We start from the raw sequence: 19,056 nt of genomic DNA on the forward strand, positions 1-19,056 counted from the left end.
TCATTTCCGTTTTTTTAGTTTGGGCCTGTCGGTAAATCTCGGCGATGGCCGCCGGCCCGAGCCTTGTCAGGCAAGCAGCGGCGGTCTCGCCCTGAAATCGTGCGCTGCGGATCACCGCCGCGACGCGACCGATGCCGCGCGCGGCGTCATAGCCCGGCCTGTAGCCGGCAGGAAGAGCCTTTGCCGTCGCGTTCACGACAAGTCCGGCTCCATTTTCGCCGCCGACGATTGTGAGCGCCGCCGGGCCGGGATGCGCGCAGCCCTTGGCGCAGCCGGAAACGTGCATGGTGAAGTCGAGGATGTCGGCGTTTTCGGCGGCGATCGTCTCGGCGATGTCACGGGTGGCGATGCGGCCGGAGGCGCAGGCCGGCGTGCCGGGGCAGGCGGCGATGCGCGTGCGCGGGTCGGCGGGGGAGGTGACGAAGCCGAGGCTGGCGGCAGTGGCTTGGAGAGACGGATCGGTGTCCGAGGGTTGGCCGAGGAAGAGCATCGCGCGGCCTGGGGCGAGGCGGATTTCGGTGGTGCCGAGGGTGACGGCGCTTTGGGTGAGAACGATGATTTTGTCGGCAGGCATGCTGCCGTAGGGAAGGGCAATGCCGAGGCTGAAAGTGTCGCCGGCTAATGGGAAACGGCCGATAGGTTTGCGCGAGGGGGAGATGTCCGGCAGGACAGAGGAGGGCGCCTCGCGCAAACTTGGCAAGCATAGCCAATCCGCAAGAGACACCAACTGCCTTTCCGACAAGTCTCTTGCGTGAGCCTCGCGGCCTTTCTCTGCGACCATCCTCAGCACTGCAACGGCAATGTCGCGCGCCGCGTCGTCGCTTACGGTGGCGAGCAGCTTCGCATTCTGCCCATCACCCGCAACAGACACCTGCCACCGAACCTCGGCACCATTCCGCACCGCCTTCAGCCGCGCATCGGCCGTCACCGCATCCAGCGTCAGCTGCCCGCCGCCGTCCACCACGACAGACACTTTCGGTCCCAGCCTTGGCGTCAGCCCAGCATCCTCGATCGCCGCCCTGACCCGCTCAGCCAGCGGTTGCGGATCGGCGATCTCCTGCGGGTCGATCCCCGCCAGCGGCCCCGTCTCGACCGGCACGCCGGTCCGCACCGCAATGCCCAGCGCATCGACTTCCGCTGCCAGCAGCGTTGCGCTGTCCTCCGTCAAGCCACGTATCTGCAAGCTGCCACGCGCTGTCACTTCCATGACACCGTTGCCATGCCGCAGGGCGGATTCGGCCAGACCGATCAACAGCTTCGGCGACAATCCTTCAGAAGATCGGCCTCCGGCAACCGGGTTGAGCCGCACCAGCAGCCCATCGCCGGTCTGCATCGGCGCCGACAGGGCCGGACAGGCGCCGCGACGTGAGAAGGCGTTCATGCCGCCACTCCCAGCGCTTCGGCCTCGGCAATCAGCGCGGCGAGATCGTCGTCGATGGAATTGCGCAAGGGATGCCAGAGGCCGCGCCGGCGCGCCGAGAGAAAACGCTCGGCAATGAGTTTCGCGGCCGCCGGGTTTTCCCGAAGGATAAAGGCGCGGACTTCCGCGTCGTCGACATAGGCATCGTGCACGGCCTCGATCAGCGCGCCTGAAATGGCATGCGTGGTTTCGGCGAAGCCGACCAGCCGGTCGACCGTCTCGGCGAATTCGGAGGCGCCGCGCGGGCCGTGCCGCATCTGGCCTGATATGAAGCGCGCATTGACGGCGCGGGCGCGCACCACGCGAGATACGGCCTCACCGACCGACCGCGGCTTCGGCTTTTGCGGGTCCGTCGTGTCGAGCACGATGACATCGGCATTCCGGCCAAGGGCGGCAAGCGCGGCCGAAAAACCGCCGATGAAGGCGACGTCGGCGGAGCCTTCGAGAATGTCGCGGCCGGGGTCGTCGCCGGTGTGGACCAGAAGATCGGCTTCGGCGATGCGGGTTTCAAACGCGCCCGGCGCCGAGATGCCTTCGCCGCCGGCGCCGCCATAGGCATGCGAGGTGGCGTCGAGATAGGCGCGGCCGATCTCTTCGCGCGCTGCCCAGTCGCCGCTGGACAGGAGATCCTCGACGCCAGCGCCATAGGTGCCGGGCGAGGTGCCGAAAATGCGCGGGCTAATCCTGCCGTCCGCTCGGGTCCGGGCCGCGAGCGGGTTTTCCGAATCGTCCTCGTCGCGGGCGGCGACGGCGTTGGCAGCGGCGTCGATCAGCGCGATCTGGGTCGGGAACATGTCACGGAACAGGCCCGATATGCGCCAGGTGACGTCGACGCGCGGGCGGCCGAGCGTGGCCGGCGGCAGCACTTCGATGCCGGTGATGCGGCCGGTGGCGGCATCCCATTGCGGCCGGCAACCCATCAGCGCCAGGCCTTGTGCGATCTCCTCGCCGCCGGTGCGCAGCGAGGCCGAGCCCCAGAGATCGATGACCAGCGAACGCGGCCAGTCGCCATGCGATTGCAGATAGCCGCGCACCACTTCTTCGGCCGCCGCCTTGCCCAGATCATAGGCGGTCGGCGTCGGCATGGTGCGGGGATCCGACGTGAACAGATTGCGGCCGGTGGGCAGCACGTCGGAGCGGCCACGCGTCGGCGCGCCGGCCGGGCCGGCCTTGACGTGGCGGCCGTCCAGCGCGGCAACCAGCGCTGACCTTTCAGCCTCGGCACTTTGGCGGCGCTTGGCGTCGGCCTCATCGTCGGGCGCGCGGCCGTAGATATGCAACCCGTCCTTGATGGCGAAGTCCTTGAGGTCGCAGAGCCAGGCATCGATGCGGCGCAGCGCCTCGTCGGGTGCGTCGGTCCCGGCGACACCGGCTTCTGCGGCGAGGCCGGTCTTTTGCGCCGTGTCGACGATCAGCTTGGCCAGGCGGTCGCGGCGGCGGCGGTCGAGGCCGTCGGCTTGGGCGTATTCGTCGACCAGGCGTTCGAGCCTGTGCTGATCCTCGTCCAGCCCGGCGCCGGTCAGCGGCGGCGGCAGATGGCCGAGGGTCACGGCGGCAATGCGTCGCTTGGCTTGTGCTGCCTCGCCGGGATTGGAGACGATGAAGGGATAGATCACGGGCAGGGCGCCAGTGACGATCTCGGGGAAGCAGCTTTGCGACAGCGCAACGGTCTTGCCCGGCAGCCATTCCAGCGTGCCATGAGCGCCGACATGAATCAGGGCATGCACACCCAGCGATTCGCGCAGCCAGAGGCCGAAGGCGATCAGGGCGTGGCGCGGCGGCAGCGTTGGATCGTGGTAGTCGGCGCGGCGATCGGCGGAGCGGCCGCGGTCTGGGGCGAGGGCGACCGTAATGTTGCCGAAGGCGGCGGCGCGGAAGGGGAAGCTTGCTGAGGTCGTTTGTGAAGGTTGGCGCGAGGCGCCCCCCTCTGTCCTGCCGGACATCTCCCCCACTTGGGGGGAGATCGGCAGTTCCGGCGCCGGCAGCCTTTCTACAACGTTTGAGATTGGCGAAAGCGCGGATAACAGCTCAATCTCCCCCCTTGTGGGGGAGATGTCCGGCAGGACAGAGGGGGGCGCCTCGTGCAAACCTGTCTTGTCTTCCGCTTTCCCCCACGCCGCCTCAACAGCAGTCATTGCCTCGACAGGCAGGTCTCGTGAAAGGTCGAGATACTCATCCACCCCCAACCCATCATCGCCCCGCTCCAGCAAATCCAGCAGTTCGCGCGGCGATTGCGGGATCCCTTCAACCGCATAGCCCTGTTCCTTCAGGTCATGCAGCATCGCCAACACGCTCGACGGCACGTCGAGGCCGACAGCATAGCCGGTACGGCCGGGAGCGCTTGGGTAATCCGGGATCAGAATGGCCAGCTTGCGTTCGGCGCGGGGCGTGTATTGCAACTTGATAAAGGCTGCCACGCGGTCAGCCACCTGCGCGACACGATCCGGTTCCGGCCGGTTGGCGAAGGCGCGGTGGCCAAGCGCGGGATCGACATCGCTTTCGCCCTTGAAGGAAATCGCGCCGGCGAGGATGCGGCCGTCCAACTCTGGCAGGACGACATGCATTGCGAGGTCGGCGGGTGCCAGGCCGCGCTGGTTGCTTTCCCAGACGTCGCGGCGGGTGGTGGCGACGATGACCTGGAGGACCGGCACGCCGGCGCGGTCGAACAGGGTTTCGATGCCGGGTTCGGCACCGGAGGCGAAGGCGGTCGCGGTGATGATGGCGGCGGGTTTCAGAGAGGCCAGCGCGGTTTCGACGAAGGCGAGTGACGCCCGGTCCTTCAAGCTGGAGACGAAGATGGGAACCGGGGTTATGCCGCGCGCGCTCAGCGCTTCAAAAAGCGCGTCGATCGGAGCGACGTCGGCGGCGAGAAGCATCGAGCGGTAGAAGAGAATGGACACGACCTTTCCCTCGCCCTCGAGGGGGAGGGGGACGACGCCGCGGCCTGGCTCGTAGTAGCCGGCCTTCGGCACCGCCACCGGCTCAACCACAGCCGCGTCCTGCCCAGCCAGCCTGGCCAACCTCTGGACCAGCGCGCCCATATTGGCCGGGCCGCCCTCGCGGAAATAGCCGAGCAGGGCGTCCAATTCCCGGCGCTGCAGCGTCGAGGCTTCGATCAGCCTGATATCCTCGTCATGGCTTTCGCCCGGCAGCAGCGCCAGCTTGATGCCGCGCTCGCGGGCGGTCGAGGCCAGCTGGTCGCAGCCATAGCGCCACCAGTCGTAGCCGCCGAGGATGCGCACCAGGATGATCTTGGCGTGGCGGGCGACGCTGTCGATCCAGAGGTCGACGGACATCGGGTGGCGCAGGTCGCGCAGGGCGGCCAGCCGCATCGAGGGTAGGCGGGCGGCATCCGCCTTCCAGGCCGCCGCCAGTCCCGCGAGGTCGCTGTCGGTGAAGGACAAGGCCACGATATCCGCGGGCGTCTGCCGCAGATCGACCGGCTCGGCGAGATCGTCGAGCGAGGCGGAGGTCGTGGTGAGGATATGCATCGCGGCCCGTGTCTGAAATCAGCCGGCGAGTATACGCTCGATTGCCGGGCGGTTCAGCCCCTTGAGGCCGATGACGACCAGGCGCGAACGGCGGTCGTCCTCGGCGGTCCAGGCGCGGTCGTAGTAATGATTGACGCGCGGGCCGACCGCCTGCAGCAAGAGCCGCATCGGCTTGCCGCCGACCTCGACGAAGCCCTTCACGCGCAGCACGTTTTCCTGTTCGGCGGCGGCGGCGACGCGCTGTGCCAGCTCATCCGGATTGGCGATCGAGGGGATGTCGACGATGAAGGTGTCGAAGTCGTCATGCTCATGGTCGAACGCGCCGTCATGATGCGACTTACGGTTCTCGATGTCGTCCTCGACGGCGAGACCGAGCCCGAGCAGCACGGAGGGATCGACCTTGCCATGCGAGGTCGGCACAATCTTCACGGCACGGGCGGAGTGTTCGCCGATGATGGCGTTGGCGCGGGCCGAGCCGGCGGCGTCCATCAGATCGCTTTTCGACAGGATGATCAGGTCGGCGCAGGCGATCTGGTCCTCGAACAGTTCCTCGACCGGGTCGTCATGATCGAGGCTGTCATCTTGCGCACGCTGCGCCTGCAAGGCGTCCATGTCGTTGGCGACACGGCCTTCGGCAAGTGCGGGACCATCGACCACAGCGATCACGCCGTCGACGGTCACGCGGCTTTTCACCGTCGGCCACTGGAACGCCTGGACCAGCGGCTTGGGCAGGGCGAGGCCCGAAGTCTCGATCAGGATGTGATCGACCTTCGGCGTCAGCGACAGGATCTGGTCGAGCGCGGGCACGAAATCGTCGGCCACGGTGCAGCAGATGCAGCCATTGGCCAGTTCGACGATGTTTTCCTCCGGGCAGGTGTCGATGCCGCAGCCCTTCAAAATCTCGCCGTCGATGCCGATGTCGCCGAACTCGTTGACGATGATCGCAATGCGCTTGCCGCCGGCGTTCTCCAGGAGATGGCGAACCAGCGTCGTCTTGCCGGCGCCGAGGAAGCCGGTGACGACGGTGCAGGGGACGCGGGTGACGGAAGCGCTCATGATCAGTCCTTCAACAAGTCGAGGGGAGGAATGCGGGCAACGAGGCCGCGCTTAAGAGAAGCAGGCCGGCCGCGCCATGGAATGAGGCCGTCCGTCGAGGTGGCGAAGAGTTTGGCGCCGGCGACGAGGTCGGCGCCGCTGGTCACGGTCAGGTCGCCGAAGACGTAGCTCCAGCAGCCGTCGCGCAGGATCGCGGCGCTCAGCCGGCGCTTGCAATTGCCGAGACATTCGACCGTGTGGATGCGGATGTTTCCATCAGATGCGGCGCGGCGTGTGTCGTCAGCCAAGAGTTCGCCGGCGCGGGGATGGGCGTCGGAGCCAGTCTCGTCGCGGCACGAGGCGCAGACGATCACCGTGACGCCGGCCAAGGCTTCGCCGTCGGCGGACGAATTGTCCTCTGTGCCAGCCGAAAAACTGCCGTTCTGGTCCAAAAAACCGGGCTCCTTGCCCGGAAACCCGCCGGGCGATCGGATTCTTTTGTCGCAGACGGCAGGTCTCCTGGCTCGCGGGTTATCGCCTTGGGTGCCGCCTTCCCGGGAACATCCCAGTGGCTTTCGGCCTTGGCTCGTCGCTTACAGTTGCGGGGACAGCCGCGGATTTGAGATTTTTCACCTCTCACCGCATTCCCTCTTAGCCCCTGCCGTTGCGGGCAAGGGACCGTCTGGAGCGGATTTAGGCTTTTGCAGGCAGCGGTGTCAACGCACGGCTACGACATGGCGATGTCGGCAAGCGCCAGGCCCAAATCGCCGGCAGGCGTCACTTCCATGCGTTCGAGGCCGAGCCAGCCTTGCATCTGCTTCAGTTCCTCGGAGAGCTGCGCGGCGGTCTCGGGCGGTGCCTTGGGCTCGGCGTAGGCGGCGTGGACGCGCAGGACGCTGGCAGGCCGGTCGGCCTTGAGGTCGACGCGCGCGACGATCCTGTCGCCGAGCAGGAAAGGCAGGACGTAGTAGCCGTATTGGCGCTTCTCGGCCGGCGTATAGATCTCGATGCGATAGTGGAAATCGAACAGCCGCTCCGAGCGCGAGCGCTCGAAGACGACCGGGTCGAACGGCGCCAGCACGGCGCGGGCCTCGATCTTCCGGGGCAGGCGGGCGTCCTTATGAAGGTAGGCCGGCTTGTCCCAGCCTTCGACGCGCACCGGCAGCAGTTCACCTAACTCGACCAGTTCCTCCAGCCGGCCCTTCATGTCGGCCGGCGACAGCCGAAAATAGTCGCGCAAATCGCCCGATGTCGCCACCCCATGGGCGCGGGCGGAAATGCGCAGCAATTCGCGGTGCGCGTCCTCGGCTGGCGGCACGGGCAGGTCGAGGATCGCCTGCGGCAGCACGCGCTCGGGCAGATCATAGAAGCGCTCGAAGCCGCGGCGGTGCGCCGTGGTGATGCGGCCGGCCCAGAACAGCCATTCGAAGGCGTGCTTGGCATGGCTCCAGCCCCACCAGCCGCCCGAACCTTTCTGGCCTTCCAGCGCCGAAGCCGCGATCGGGCCGCGCGCGACGACCTCGCGGTAGATCTCTTCTATGTAGGCGGCATGCTCGCGGCCCCATTTGGCCAGGCCCAGATACATCTCGTCGCCCTGCTCGGCGCGCTGCATGCGCCAGCGCATCAGCGGGTAGGTCTCGACCGGCAGGAACGAGGCCTCATGCGCCCAGTATTCGAAGACCGTGCGCTTGCGCGTCACGGCGGCATTGTCGAGTAGAGCGAGTGGGTAGGGGCCGAGCCGCGAATAGAGCGGCATGTAATGCGCGCGTACCACCGCGCTGACGGAATCGATCTGCAGCAGGCCGGTGCGGGCGAGCACACGGGCAAAGTGGCGGCGATCGGGTGTGCCATTTGGGCGGGGATCGAGAAATCCCTGTGCGGCGAGCGCAATACGCCGGGCGGCGGCAAGCGAGATCTTTTCCTTCATGCAACTGTCACTCTAGGGGCGTTTCGACCGAGGTCCGACGGGTGATTCCAGCCCATGCTAGCAGGGTTTTTGCGGCAACCCTGTCAGGAGAGAAAAGTGGAGTAAAAGGCGAAGGAAATCAAACAGGAGGGGATCGGACCAGTTTCTCCGGATATGCCGTCCAGGCCGGCGTTTTGAACAAGGTTTGACTTGCTTCGCTGGAAGTGCTGCGCTAACCCTCGCCGCGTTGCAGCATAGGCCCCTTAAAACGGTTCAGCGGTTAATCTGTCACGCTTCCGCATTAAGGTCCGGTGCTGTAATCAAAGTGGATTGGCGCCAACGGAAAGCCGCTGCATGAACGCACTTCTCAGTTCGTACCTGCCCATCGTCCTGTTCATCGGCGTGGCGCTGGTCGTCGGCCTGGCGCTGCTGGCCGCACCGTTCCTGGTGGCCTACCGCAATCCCGATCCCGAAAAGCTTTCCGCCTACGAGTGCGGTTTCAACTCGTTCGACGATGCCCGCATGAAATTCGACATCCGCTTCTACCTGGTGTCGATCCTGTTCATCATCTTCGATCTGGAGGTGGCCTTCCTGTTTCCCTGGGCCGTGTCCTTCTCGAAGATCGGCATGCTCGGTTTCTGGTCGATGATGGTGTTTTTGGCAGTGCTGACCATCGGCTTTGCCTATGAATGGAAAAAAGGAGCGCTGGAATGGGATTGAACGACAGTTCAGGCACCCTCGTCGCGCCGAAGCCGAAGGGCATCATCGATCCCAACACCGGTCGGCCGGTGGGGGAGGACGATCCCTTCTTCCTCGAAATCAACAATGAGCTCGCCGACAAGGGGTTCCTGGTCACCTCGACCGAGGCGCTGATCACCTGGGCGCGCAGCGGCTCGCTGATGTTCATGACCTTCGGTCTGGCATGCTGCGCAGTCGAGATGATCCACACCTCGATGCCGCGCTATGACTCGGAGCGCTTCGGTGTCGCGCCGCGCGCGTCGCCGCGCCAGTCCGACATCATGATCGTCGCCGGCACGCTGACCAACAAGATGGCGCCGGCGCTGCGCAAGGTCTACGACCAGATGCCCGAGCCGCGCTACGTCATCTCGATGGGCTCCTGCGCCAATGGCGGCGGCTACTACCACTATTCCTATTCGGTGGTGCGCGGCTGCGACCGCGTCGTGCCGGTCGACATCTATGTGCCCGGCTGCCCGCCGAGCGCCGAAGCTTTGCTCTACGGCATTCTTCTCCTGCAGAAGAAAATCCGCCGCACCGGCACGATCGAACGGTAAATCCATGGCCGCATCCCTTAGCGAACTGTCGACCTATCTCGGCGAAAGGCTGATTGGTCGCGTCAATGACGCGGTGCTCGCCTATGGCGAGCTGACCATCCATGTCGAGCCGCGCGACCTCATCGAAGTCGTGACCTTCCTGCGCGACGATGCGCGCTGCCAGTTCATCTCGATCATCGATGTCTGCGGCGCCGACTATCCGTCGCGGGCCAAGCGCTTCGACGTCGTCTATCACTTGTTGTCGCCGAAACAGAATGTGCGCATCCGCGTCAAGGTGCAGGCCGACGAGGAGACGATGGTGCCCTCGATCACCGGCGTTTATCCCGGAGCCGACTGGTTCGAGCGCGAGACCTACGACCTCTATGGCGTGCTGTTCTCCGGTCATCCCGACCTGCGCCGCCTTTTGACCGACTATGGTTTCGAAGGCCATCCGCTGCGCAAGGATTTTCCGCTGACCGGTTTTGTCGAAGTGCGTTACGACGACGAAGCCAAGCGCGTCATCTACGAGCCGGTCGAACTCAAGCAGGAATTCCGCAATTTTGATTTTCTCTCGCCATGGGAAGGGACGGATTACGTCCTGCCGGGCGATGAAAAAGCCAAGACGAATTGAGGCGCCAGAATGGCTGAAACCTCCGTCCGCAATTTCAACATCAACTTCGGCCCGCAACACCCTGCGGCGCATGGCGTTTTGCGCCTTGTGCTGGAGCTCGATGGCGAGGTCGTCGATCGCGTCGATCCGCATATCGGGCTGCTGCACCGCGGCACGGAAAAGCTGATCGAGGCAAAAACCTATCTGCAGGCCATCCCTTATCTCGACCGGCTCGACTATTGCGCGCCGATGAACCAGGAGCACGCCTTCGCGCTGGCCGCCGAGCGCCTGCTCGGCATCGAGGTGCCGAAGCGCGGCCAACTGATCCGCGTGCTCTACTGCGAGATCGGCCGCATCATGTCGCACATCCTCAATGTGACGACGCAGGCGATGGACGTCGGCGCGCTGACCCCGCCGCTATGGGGCTTCGTCGAGCGCGAGAAGCTGATGGTGTTCTATGAGCGCGCCAGCGGTTCGCGCATGCATGCCGCCTATTTCCGCCCCGGCGGTGTCCACCAGGACCTGCCACGCCAGCTGGTCGAGGACATCGGCAAGTGGATCGACCCGTTCCTGAAATCGATCGATGACCTCGATCGTCTGCTGACCGGCAACCGCATCTTCAAGCAGCGCAATGTCGATATCGGTACTGTTTCGCTGGCCGATGCCTGGGCCTGGGGTTTTTCGGGCGTCATGGTGCGTGGTTCCGGCGCGGCCTGGGACCTGCGCAAGTCGCAGCCCTACGAATGCTATTCGGAAATGGATTTCGACATTCCGATCGGCAAGAACGGCGACTGCTACGACCGTTATCTCGTGCGCATGGAAGAAATGCGCCAGTCGGCCAGGATCATGCGGCAATGCGTCGATCTCTTGCTCGGCAAGGAAAGCACCGGCCCAGTGTCGAACCTCGACGGCAAGGTCGTGCCGCCCAAGCGGCAGGCGATGAAGCGCTCGATGGAAGCGCTGATCCACCACTTCAAGCTCTACACCGAGGGCTATCGCGTGCCGGCCGGCGAGGTCTATGCGGCCGTCGAGGCGCCGAAGGGCGAGTTCGGCGTCTATCTCGTTTCCGACGGCACCAACAAACCGTACCGTTGCAAGCTGCGCGCGCCCGGTTTCGCGCATCTTCAGGCCATGGATTTCCTCTGCCGCGGCCACATGCTGGCCGACGTCACCGCCGTTCTTGGCTCCCTCGACATCGTGTTTGGTGAGGTCGATCGCTAAATGTCAGTCCGCCGTCTCGCAGAAGCCAGCGTCCAGCCAGCATCCTTCGCCTTCAACCGGGCGAACGCGGCAGCGGCAAAGCAATGGATCAAGAAGTACCCGAAGGGCCGCGAGCAGTCGGCGATCATTCCGCTGCTGATGCTGGCGCAGGAGCAGGAAGGCTGGGTCACCAAGGCGGCGATCGAGACGATTTCGGACATGCTCGGCATGCCCAGGATTCGCGGGCTCGAGGTCGCGACCTTCTACACGCAGTACCAGCTCAATCCCGTTGGCACCCGCGCGCACATCCAGGTCTGCGGCACCACGCCCTGCATGCTGCGCGGCTCGGAAGCGCTGATGGATATGTGCCGCTCGAAAATCCATCACGACCAGTTCCACACCAATGACAAGGGCACCTTGTCGTGGGAAGAGGTCGAGTGCCTCGGCGCCTGCGTCAACGCGCCGATGGTGATGATCTTCAAGGATACGTTCGAGGACCTGACGCCGGAACGGCTGGCCGAAATCATCGATCTCTATGATGCGGGCAAGGGCGCTTCGGTGGCGCCAGGACCGCAGAACGGCCGCACCGGCTCGGAGCCGGCCTCCGGCCTGACGACGCTGAAAAGCGAAAAGGCGATCCTCAAGTCGACCCGCGACCGCGAGGCCAGGGAAGCAGCCAAGGCCGCCAAGGCGGCACCCGACGCGATCATCGCCGCGCCCGTTCCGGCGCCCGCTGCCGCTCCGGTCGCGCCGTCCAAAGCCAGCAAGCCGAAGACCGACGCGCTCGAGACCAGCCCGGCGCTGAAGACACCCTCAAAGACCAAGGTGGCACCGGCGGCGGAAAAGGCGGCGAGCGTTTCGGCGCCGCTGCATTCGGCCGCCAATGCCAATAAGGCAGCGCCGGAAGTCGAGAAGGTCTCCAAGCAGCGCAACGGGCCCAGATCCAAGGCCGAACCGGCCGCTGCCTTCAAGGCGCCGGAAGCCAAGGCGCCGGCCGCCAAGCCGACGAAACCGTCGCTGGAAGACAAGAACCGCCCGGCCGGGATCGACAGGCCGACCGCGGTGGACGATCTCAAGCTGATCTCCGGCGTCGGCCCGAAGATAGAGGGCGTCCTGCATACGCTGGGCATCTTCACGTTCGCGCAGGTCGCTTCCTGGAAGAAGGCCGAGCGCGAGTGGGTGGACGGCTATCTCTCCTTCCAGGGCCGTATCGAGCGCGACGACTGGGTCAAGCAGGCCAAGGCGCTCGCCAAGGGCGGCGTCGCCGAATACATCCGCGTCTTCGGCAAGAAGCCGGTCTGAGGGACGAAAAATGCTTCAGGATAAAGACCGCATCTTCACCAACATTTACGGCCTCTTCGACAAGTCACTGGCCGGCGCGATGGCGCGCGGCGCCTGGGACAACACGCCCGGCATCGTCGCCAAGGGCCGCGAATGGATCGTCAACGAGATGAAGGCGTCCGGCCTGCGCGGTCGCGGCGGCGCCGGCTTCCCGACGGGCCTCAAATGGTCGTTCATGCCTAAGCAGAGCGACGGCAGGCCAAGCTACCTCGTCATCAACGCCGATGAATCCGAGCCTGGCACCTGCAAGGACCGCGACATCCTGCGCAACGATCCGCACACGCTGGTCGAAGGAGCGCTGCTCGCCGGCTTCGCCATGGGCGCGATCGCCGCCTACATCTATGTGCGCGGCGAGTTCATCAGGGAGCGCGAGGCGCTGCAGCGCGCCATCGACGAGGCCTATGAGGCCAAGCTGATCGGCAAGGGCAACACGTCCGGCTATGATTTCGACGTCTACATGCATCACGGCGCCGGCGCCTATATCTGCGGTGAAGAGACCGCGTTGCTCGAAAGTCTTGAGGGCAAGAAGGGCCAGCCCAGGCTGAAGCCGCCATTCCCGGCCAATGTCGGCCTCTATGGCTGCCCGACCACGGTCAACAATGTCGAATCGATCGCGGTGGCGCCAACCATCCTGCGCCGTGGGGCTGCCTGGTTCTCGTCCTTCGGCCGGCCCAACAATGTCGGCACCAAGCTGTTCTGCGTCTCCGGCCACGTCAACAATCCGTGCACCGTCGAGGAGGCGATGTCGATCCCGTTCCGCGAGCTGATCGAGACGCATTGCGGCGGCATTCGCGGCGGCTGGGACAATCTGCTGGCGGTCATTCCCGGCGGCGCCTCGGTGCCGCTGGTGCCGGCCGAGCAGATCATCGACACGCCGATGGATTTCGACGCGCTGCGCGACCTCAAATCCGGCCTGGGCACGGCCGCCGTCATCGTCATGGACAAGTCGACCGATATCGTGAAGGCGATCGCGCGGCTGTCCTACTTCTACAAGCATGAGAGCTGCGGCCAGTGCACGCCGTGCCGCGAAGGCACCGGCTGGATGTGGCGGGTGATGGAGCGGCTGGTGCGCGGCGAGGCGCAGAAGCGCGAGATCGACATGCTGCTCGACGTCACCAAGCAGGTAGAGGGCCACACGATCTGCGCGCTGGGCGACGCGGCGGCATGGCCGATCCAGGGCCTGATGCGGCACTTCCGCGGCGAGGTGGAGCGGCGTATCGACGAGTTTTCGCGCAACGCGCATCGGGCCGAACCGGTGATGGTGGCGGCGGAATAGTAGATTTTTGAATGCTGGAATAACGGGGCGGGGCGAACGAAGAAACGACCGGGAGAACTCTATGGCGCCGTATTCGACACCCTACCCATTGATGCCCAATTTGGACCAGATCGAGAAGATGAACCAGGACCTGACCAGGATGATGCCGAAGGAGATGGCCAGCGCCATCAACCTTTTCGTGCACCCTGTCGCGGGCGCGGCGGCGATGTCGGCACTTGGCATTGGGTTTGCCAATCATGCGTTCGGCGTCTGGCTGGGCGCGCTTTCGGGCGCCGCCGAGGCATCACAGCGCCTCATGCAGCCGCTGATCGAGGATTTCGAGGCACGCGTCGAGCAATTCGAGGACGCGAGTTCGTCGTCCGTCAGGGCGCGGGCGACGGCCAAGACCATGATTGCCGAGGCGCAGTCCTTCGCGCAGGAGGTCACCGACATCGCCGCCAAGGAAGCCGCGACCACGGCGCCGGCGGTGAATGTCGCTCCGGCGGCCGGCGAGACCGCGGATGTGCTGCTGCCCGAGGATTTCAGGCAGCCCAAGGCGATCGACAAGCCGGCGAAACCGTCCGACCTCAAGGCGATATCTGGCATCGGCCCGAAGCTGGAAAAGGTGCTGAACGGGCTCGGCATCTGGACCTATGCCCAGATCGCCGTCTGGTCGCCGCAGGAGATCGCCTGGGTCGACGACTATCTGTCGTTCAACGGCCGAATCGGCCGTGACGACTGGACTGCGCAGGCGGCTGTGCTGGCCGCGAAGAAGTGAATGCAATGCCGGGCGCCGCGTCTGTCGCGCCCGGGAAATGAGATTGCGGGAAATCCGCAGGGGTTTGAAGCGAATGGCAAAGCTCAAGGTCGACGGGAAAGAGATCACTGTACCCGACCATTACACGCTGCTGCAGGCGGCGGAAGACGCGGGCGCGGAAGTGCCGCGCTTCTGCTTCCATGAGCGGCTGTCGATCGCCGGCAATTGCCGCATGTGCCTGATCGAGGTGAAGGGCGGGCCGCCCAAGCCGCAGGCGTCCTGCGCCATGGGTGTGCGCGATTTGCGCCCCGGCCCCAATGGCGAGCCGCCGGAAATCTTCACCAACACGCCGATGGTCAAGAAGGCCCGGGAAGGCGTGATGGAGTTCCTGCTGATCAACCATCCGCTGGATTGCCCGATCTGCGACCAGGGCGGCGAGTGCGACCTGCAGGACCAGGCCATGGCCTTCGGCGTCGATTCCTCGCGCTATCATGAGAACAAGCGGGCGGTCGAAGACAAGTATATCGGGCCGCTGGTCAAGACGGTGATGAACCGCTGCATCCATTGCACTCGCTGCGTCCGCTTCACCACGGAAGTCGCCGGCATTTCCGAACTCGGCCTGATCGGCCGCGGCGAGGACGCCGAGATCACCACCTATCTCGAACAGGCGATGACCTCGGAACTGCAGGGCAATGTCATCGATCTGTGCCCGGTCGGTGCGCTGACCTCCAAGCCCTTCGCCTTCCAGGCGCGGCCCTGGGAACTGACCAAGACCGAATCCATCGACGTGATGGATGCGGTCGGCTCGGCGATCCGTATCGACAGCCGTGGCCGTGAAGTGATGCGTATCCTGCCGCGCGTCAACGAGCAGGTGAACGAGGAGTGGATTTCCGACAAGACCCGCTTCATCTGGGACGGATTGCGCACGCAGCGCCTCGACCGCCCCTATGTGCGCAAGGACGGCAGACTGGTTGCGGCAAGCTGGGCCGAAGCCTTCGCGACGATCAAGGACGCGGTGTCGAAGACCTCGCCCGAGAAGATCGGCGCCATTGCAGGCGATCTCGCTGCCGTCGAGGAAATCTACGCGCTGAAGCTGCTGATGGCTTCGCTGGGTTCCAAGAATGTCGACTGCCGCCAGGATGGCGCCGCGCTTGATCCGGCGCTCGGACGTGCCAGCTACATTTTCAACCCGACCATCGAAGGCATCGAGCAGGCCGACGCGGTGCTGATCATCGGCGCCAATCCGCGCTTCGAGGCCTCGGTACTCAATGCGCGCATCCGCAAGCGCTGGCGGGTCGGCAATCTGCCGGTCGGCGTCATCGGCGATATCGGCGACACGCGCTACGAGTATGAATTGCTCGGTGCCGGGCCGGATTCGCTGAAGGATCTGGCCGACGGCAATGGCAAGTTCTTCCAGACGCTGAAGAAGGCGACGCATCCGCTGATCATTATCGGCCAGGGCGCGCTGGCGCGGGGCGACGGCGCGGCCGTGCTCGGCCAGGCGGCGAAGCTCGCCGCTGCCGTCAATGCCGCTCGCGCCGACTGGAACGGCTTTGCCGTGCTGCACAATGCGGCGGCGCGCGTCGGCGGCCTCGATCTCGGTTTCGTGCCGGGTGAGGGCGGCAAGGACGTCGCCGCCATGCTGGGCGAAACGGACGTGCTGTTCCTGCTCGGCGCCGACGAGATCGACATGGGCAAGACCGGCGGCGCCTTCGTCGTCTATATCGGCACCCATGGCGACCACGGCGCGCACCGCGCCAATGTCATCCTGCCGGCGGCTGCCTACACGGAAAAGTCGGGCACCTACGTCAACACCGAAGGGCGTGTGCAGCAGACCAACCGCGCCGGCTTCGCGCCTGGCGATGCGCGCGAGGACTGGGCGATCCTCAGGGCCCTGTCCGATGTGCTGGGCAAGAAACTGCCGTTCGATTCGCTGCCGCAGCTGCGCGCCAAACTCTATGGCGAGTACCCGCATCTGGCCCGCATCGATCAGGTCGCGGCCGGCAATGCCGAGGACATCGGCGGCGTGGCGAAGCTCGGCGGGCGGCTGAACAAGGGCACCTTCACCTCGCCGGTCAAGGATTTCTACCTGACCAACCCGATCGCGCGGGCATCGGCCGTGATGGCGGAATGCTCGGCACTGGCCAAGAGCGGCTTCAAGCAGGCGGCGGAATAAGCATGGACACCTTTTTCTCCTTCTACGTGCTGCCGGCGCTGCTGATCCTTTTGAAGTCGGTCGTGCTGATCGTGGTGCTGCTGATCTTCGTGGCCTACATCCTCTACGCCGACCGCAAGATCTGGGCGGCGGTGCAACTGCGCCGCGGTCCGAACGTCGTCGGCCCCTGGGGCACGCTGCAGGCCTTTGCCGATCTGTTGAAATTCGTCTTCAAGGAGCCGGTCATCCCATCCGGCGCCAACAAGGGCGTGTTCCTTCTGGCGCCGCTGGTGTCGGCGGTGCTGGCGATCTCGGCCTGGGCGGTCATTCCGGTCAACCAGGGCTGGGCGATCGCCAACGTCAATGTCGGCATCCTCTATGTCTTCGCCATCTCTTCGCTCGAAGTCTACGGCGTGATCATGGGCGGCTGGGCGTCGAACTCGAAATATCCTTTCCTCGGCGCGCTGCGTTCGGCGGCACAGATGGTGTCCTACGAAGTCTCGATCGGCTTCGTCATCGTCACCGTGCTGCTCACCGCCGGCTCGCTCAACCTCAGCGATATCGTGCTGTCGCAGCAGGGTGGGCTTGGCACCAGGCTTGGCCTGCCCAACACCTTCCTCGACTGGAACTGGCTGGCGCTGTTCCCAATGTTCATCATCTTCTTCATCTCGGCGCTGGCCGAGACGAACCGGCCGCCTTTCGACCTGGTCGAAGCCGAATCGGAGCTGGTCGCCGGCCACATGGTCGAATATTCGTCGACGCCGTTCCTGCTGTTCTTCCTCGGCGAATATGTCGCGATCGTGTTGATGTGCGCGCTGGCCACCGTCCTGTTCCTCGGCGGCTGGCTGCCACCCTTCGACTTCGCGCCCTTCACCTGGGTGCCCGGCGTCATCTGGTTCGTGCTGAAGGTCTGCTTCGTGTTCTTCGGCATCTCGATGGTGAAGGCCTTCGTGCCGCGCTATCGCTACGACCAGCTGATGCGGCTGGGCTGGAAAGTGTTCCTGCCGATCTCGCTGTTCATGGTGGTCGCCACCGCAGCCTTCCTCAAGATCACGGGGTTTGCGTGATGTCCGCTTTGTCCCAGGCCGCAAAATCGCTGCTGCTGCAAGATTTCGTCAGCGCGTTCTTCCTGTCCATGCGCCAGTTCTTCGCGCCGAAGGAGACGATCAACTATCCGCACGAGAAGGGGCCGGTCAGCCCGCGCTTCCGGGGCGAGCATGCGCTGCGCCGCTATCCCAATGGCGAGGAACGCTGCATCGCCTGCAAATTGTGCGAGGCCATCTGCCCGGCGCAGGCAATTACCATCGAGGCCGGCCCGCGCCGCAATGACGGCACGCGCCGCACGGTGCGCTACGACATCGACATGGTAAAGTGCATCTATTGCGGCTTCTGCCAGGAAGCCTGCCCGGTCGACGCCATCGTCGAGGGGCCGAATTTCGAATTCGCGACGGAAACGCGCGAGGAGCTCTACTACGACAAGGACAAGCTGCTGGCGAATGGCGACCGGTGGGAGCGCGAACTCGCGCGCAATATCTCATTGGATGCGCCGTACCGCTGATATTTGACGCATGGACGAGGCGAGGGCCCTCGTCTAAGGACACAACGAAACTTGCCGGCCGGAGGCGGTCGCAAAAATCAAACAGGACGAACGTCCTGTTTGGGATAGGAACCCGGGGGAACCCCAATGCTGAGTGGACTAGAGGCGGCCTTTTTCTACCTCTTCGCCTTTGTCGCCGTGGCGTCGGCGTTCATGGTCATTTCATCGCGCAACCCCGTGCATTCGGTGCTGTTCCTGATCCTGACCTTCTTCAACGCCGCCGGCCTGTTCATGCTGACCGGCGCCGAGTTCCTGGCGATGATCCTGCTCGTCGTCTATGTCGGCGCGGTCATGGTGCTGTTCCTGTTCGTCGTCATGATGCTCGACGTCGACTTCGCTGAAATGAAAGAGGGCGCGCTGCAATACGCGCCGATCGGCGCGCTGGTCGGGCTGATCTTGGCGGCGGAGCTGATTGTCGTGCTCGGCGGCTACACATTCGCGCCGAAGCTGGCCGCGACGGTGTCGAAGCCCATTCCCGATCTCGCCACGCGCTCGAACACGGCCGCGCTCGGCGACATCCTCTATACCGACTACCTCTACTACTTCCAGATTTCGGGCCTCATCCTGCTGGTTGCCATGATCGGCGCCATCGTGCTGACGCTGCGCCACAAGGAAGGGATCAAGCGGCAGTCGATCGCAGCCCAGGTCGGCCGCACGCCAGCCACCGGCATGGAAATCCGCAAGGTCAAGTCGGGCGAAGGAGTCTGAGATGGTCGTCGGTATCGCACATTATCTGACCGTATCGGCTGTTCTGTTCACGCTCGGCGTGTTCGGCATCTTCCTGAACCGCAAGAACGTCATCGTCATCCTGATGTCGGTCGAGCTGATCCTGCTTGCGGTCAACATCAACTTCGTCGCTTTTTCGGCGGCGCTCGGCGATCTGGTCGGCCAGGTGTTCGCGCTGTTCGTGCTGACGGTCGCGGCGGCTGAAGCGGCAATCGGACTTGCCATTCTCGTCGTCTTCTTCCGCAACCGCGGCTCGATCGCGGTCGAAGACGTGAACATGATGAAGGGTTGA

The 19,056-nt window shown here is 64.7% G+C and carries 16 protein-coding genes, 1 pseudogene and 1 riboswitch; of the genes and pseudogenes, 12 read left to right on the plus strand and 5 right to left on the minus strand.

Annotation, left to right across the window (positions count from 1 at the left end):
• Positions 1 to 4: 4 nt before the first annotated feature.
• From cobG to CK227_RS20855, 5 genes and pseudogenes are all read right to left on the minus strand, one after another.
• Positions 5 to 1,381: pseudogene (gene cobG / locus CK227_RS20835) on the minus strand (precorrin-3B synthase); the annotation flags it as partial.
• The gene (locus CK227_RS20840; protein ID WP_095773029.1) at positions 1,378 to 4,911 is read right to left on the minus strand and encodes a cobaltochelatase subunit CobN; all 3,534 of its coding nucleotides are present in this window, start codon (positions 4,909 to 4,911) and stop codon (positions 1,378 to 1,380) included. The pseudogene cobG and the gene CK227_RS20840, both read right to left, overlap by 4 nt.
• Before the next feature lie 18 nt (positions 4,912 to 4,929).
• Positions 4,930 to 5,967, minus strand: a complete 1,038-nt coding sequence (gene cobW, locus CK227_RS20845) for a cobalamin biosynthesis protein CobW (RefSeq protein WP_095773028.1) — start codon at positions 5,965 to 5,967, stop codon at positions 4,930 to 4,932.
• Positions 5,968 to 5,969: 2 nt separating this feature from the next.
• Positions 5,970 to 6,398 (minus strand): DUF1636 family protein, encoded by a 429-nt coding sequence (locus CK227_RS20850; protein ID WP_095773119.1) that lies wholly within the window; start codon positions 6,396 to 6,398, stop codon positions 5,970 to 5,972.
• Between the two features lie 39 nt (positions 6,399 to 6,437).
• A riboswitch (cobalamin riboswitch) is annotated at positions 6,438 to 6,644 on the minus strand.
• 29 nt (positions 6,645 to 6,673) lie between these two features.
• Complete coding sequence (locus CK227_RS20855; protein WP_095773027.1) at positions 6,674 to 7,873, minus strand: winged helix-turn-helix domain-containing protein; 1,200 nt, start codon at positions 7,871 to 7,873, stop codon at positions 6,674 to 6,676.
• A 333-nt stretch (positions 7,874 to 8,206) separates the two neighbouring features.
• On the opposite strand from CK227_RS20855, the gene CK227_RS20860 reads away from it, so the two are divergent.
• The 12 genes from CK227_RS20860 (at position 8,207) to nuoK (ending at position 19,056) form a co-directional block, all read left to right on the plus strand.
• Entirely contained in the window at positions 8,207 to 8,572 is a 366-nt protein-coding gene (locus CK227_RS20860; protein ID WP_010910112.1) for an NADH-quinone oxidoreductase subunit A, read from the plus strand.
• Positions 8,563 to 9,144, plus strand: coding sequence for an NADH-quinone oxidoreductase subunit B (locus CK227_RS20865; protein WP_015317338.1), 582 nt, complete (start codon positions 8,563 to 8,565; stop codon positions 9,142 to 9,144). The genes CK227_RS20860 and CK227_RS20865 overlap by 10 nt, the downstream gene beginning before the upstream one ends.
• A gap of 4 nt (positions 9,145 to 9,148) precedes the next feature.
• Positions 9,149 to 9,754, plus strand: coding sequence for an NADH-quinone oxidoreductase subunit C (locus CK227_RS20870; protein ID WP_095773026.1), 606 nt, complete (start codon positions 9,149 to 9,151; stop codon positions 9,752 to 9,754).
• Positions 9,755 to 9,763: 9 nt separating this feature from the next.
• Positions 9,764 to 10,954, plus strand: coding sequence for an NADH-quinone oxidoreductase subunit D (locus tag CK227_RS20875; RefSeq protein WP_095773025.1), 1,191 nt, complete (start codon positions 9,764 to 9,766; stop codon positions 10,952 to 10,954).
• The gene (locus tag CK227_RS20880; protein WP_095773024.1) at positions 10,955 to 12,235 is read left to right on the plus strand and encodes an NADH-quinone oxidoreductase subunit E; all 1,281 of its coding nucleotides are present in this window, start codon (positions 10,955 to 10,957) and stop codon (positions 12,233 to 12,235) included.
• 10 nt (positions 12,236 to 12,245) lie between these two features.
• Positions 12,246 to 13,550, plus strand: a complete 1,305-nt coding sequence (gene nuoF / locus CK227_RS20885) for an NADH-quinone oxidoreductase subunit NuoF (protein ID WP_095773023.1) — start codon at positions 12,246 to 12,248, stop codon at positions 13,548 to 13,550.
• Between the two features lie 61 nt (positions 13,551 to 13,611).
• Positions 13,612 to 14,307: an NADH-ubiquinone dehydrogenase gene (locus CK227_RS20890; protein ID WP_095773022.1), complete on the plus strand. Its 696-nt coding sequence runs from the start codon at positions 13,612 to 13,614 to the stop codon at positions 14,305 to 14,307.
• A 73-nt stretch (positions 14,308 to 14,380) separates the two neighbouring features.
• Positions 14,381 to 16,462 (plus strand): NADH-quinone oxidoreductase subunit NuoG, encoded by a 2,082-nt coding sequence (nuoG, locus tag CK227_RS20895; RefSeq protein WP_095773021.1) that lies wholly within the window; start codon positions 14,381 to 14,383, stop codon positions 16,460 to 16,462.
• Between the two features lie 2 nt (positions 16,463 to 16,464).
• Complete coding sequence (gene nuoH / locus CK227_RS20900) at positions 16,465 to 17,508, plus strand: NADH-quinone oxidoreductase subunit NuoH (RefSeq protein ID WP_095773020.1); 1,044 nt, start codon at positions 16,465 to 16,467, stop codon at positions 17,506 to 17,508.
• Positions 17,508 to 17,999 (plus strand): NADH-quinone oxidoreductase subunit NuoI, encoded by a 492-nt coding sequence (nuoI, locus tag CK227_RS20905; protein WP_032930717.1) that lies wholly within the window; start codon positions 17,508 to 17,510, stop codon positions 17,997 to 17,999. The genes nuoH and nuoI overlap by 1 nt, the downstream gene beginning before the upstream one ends.
• 126 nt (positions 18,000 to 18,125) lie before the next feature.
• Positions 18,126 to 18,746 (plus strand): NADH-quinone oxidoreductase subunit J, encoded by a 621-nt coding sequence (locus CK227_RS20910; protein ID WP_019858932.1) that lies wholly within the window; start codon positions 18,126 to 18,128, stop codon positions 18,744 to 18,746.
• A 1-nt stretch (position 18,747) separates the two neighbouring features.
• Positions 18,748 to 19,056 carry an NADH-quinone oxidoreductase subunit NuoK gene (gene nuoK / locus CK227_RS20915; protein ID WP_010910101.1) on the plus strand — a complete coding sequence of 103 codons (309 nt, stop codon included), beginning with the start codon at positions 18,748 to 18,750 and terminating at the stop codon, positions 19,054 to 19,056.

Source organism: Mesorhizobium sp. WSM4308 (genome assembly GCF_002294905.1).
Classification (GTDB): Bacteria; Pseudomonadota; Alphaproteobacteria; order Rhizobiales; family Rhizobiaceae; genus Mesorhizobium.

Coding starts and splice junctions, on each gene's coding strand:
- CK227_RS20840 (WP_095773029.1), bottom strand. CDS start 4,911: ATGCATATCCTCACCACGACCTCCGCCTCGCTCGACGATCTCGCCGAG.
- cobW (WP_095773028.1), bottom strand. CDS start 5,967: ATGAGCGCTTCCGTCACCCGCGTCCCCTGCACCGTCGTCACCGGCTTC.
- CK227_RS20855 (WP_095773027.1), bottom strand. CDS start 7,873: ATGAAGGAAAAGATCTCGCTTGCCGCCGCCCGGCGTATTGCGCTCGCC.
- CK227_RS20860 (WP_010910112.1), top strand. CDS start 8,207: ATGAACGCACTTCTCAGTTCGTACCTGCCCATCGTCCTGTTCATCGGC.
- CK227_RS20865 (WP_015317338.1), top strand. CDS start 8,563: ATGGGATTGAACGACAGTTCAGGCACCCTCGTCGCGCCGAAGCCGAAG.
- CK227_RS20870 (WP_095773026.1), top strand. CDS start 9,149: ATGGCCGCATCCCTTAGCGAACTGTCGACCTATCTCGGCGAAAGGCTG.
- CK227_RS20875 (WP_095773025.1), top strand. CDS start 9,764: ATGGCTGAAACCTCCGTCCGCAATTTCAACATCAACTTCGGCCCGCAA.
- CK227_RS20880 (WP_095773024.1), top strand. CDS start 10,955: ATGTCAGTCCGCCGTCTCGCAGAAGCCAGCGTCCAGCCAGCATCCTTC.
- nuoF (WP_095773023.1), top strand. CDS start 12,246: ATGCTTCAGGATAAAGACCGCATCTTCACCAACATTTACGGCCTCTTC.
- CK227_RS20890 (WP_095773022.1), top strand. CDS start 13,612: ATGGCGCCGTATTCGACACCCTACCCATTGATGCCCAATTTGGACCAG.
- nuoG (WP_095773021.1), top strand. CDS start 14,381: ATGGCAAAGCTCAAGGTCGACGGGAAAGAGATCACTGTACCCGACCAT.
- nuoH (WP_095773020.1), top strand. CDS start 16,465: ATGGACACCTTTTTCTCCTTCTACGTGCTGCCGGCGCTGCTGATCCTT.
- nuoI (WP_032930717.1), top strand. CDS start 17,508: ATGTCCGCTTTGTCCCAGGCCGCAAAATCGCTGCTGCTGCAAGATTTC.
- CK227_RS20910 (WP_019858932.1), top strand. CDS start 18,126: ATGCTGAGTGGACTAGAGGCGGCCTTTTTCTACCTCTTCGCCTTTGTC.
- nuoK (WP_010910101.1), top strand. CDS start 18,748: ATGGTCGTCGGTATCGCACATTATCTGACCGTATCGGCTGTTCTGTTC.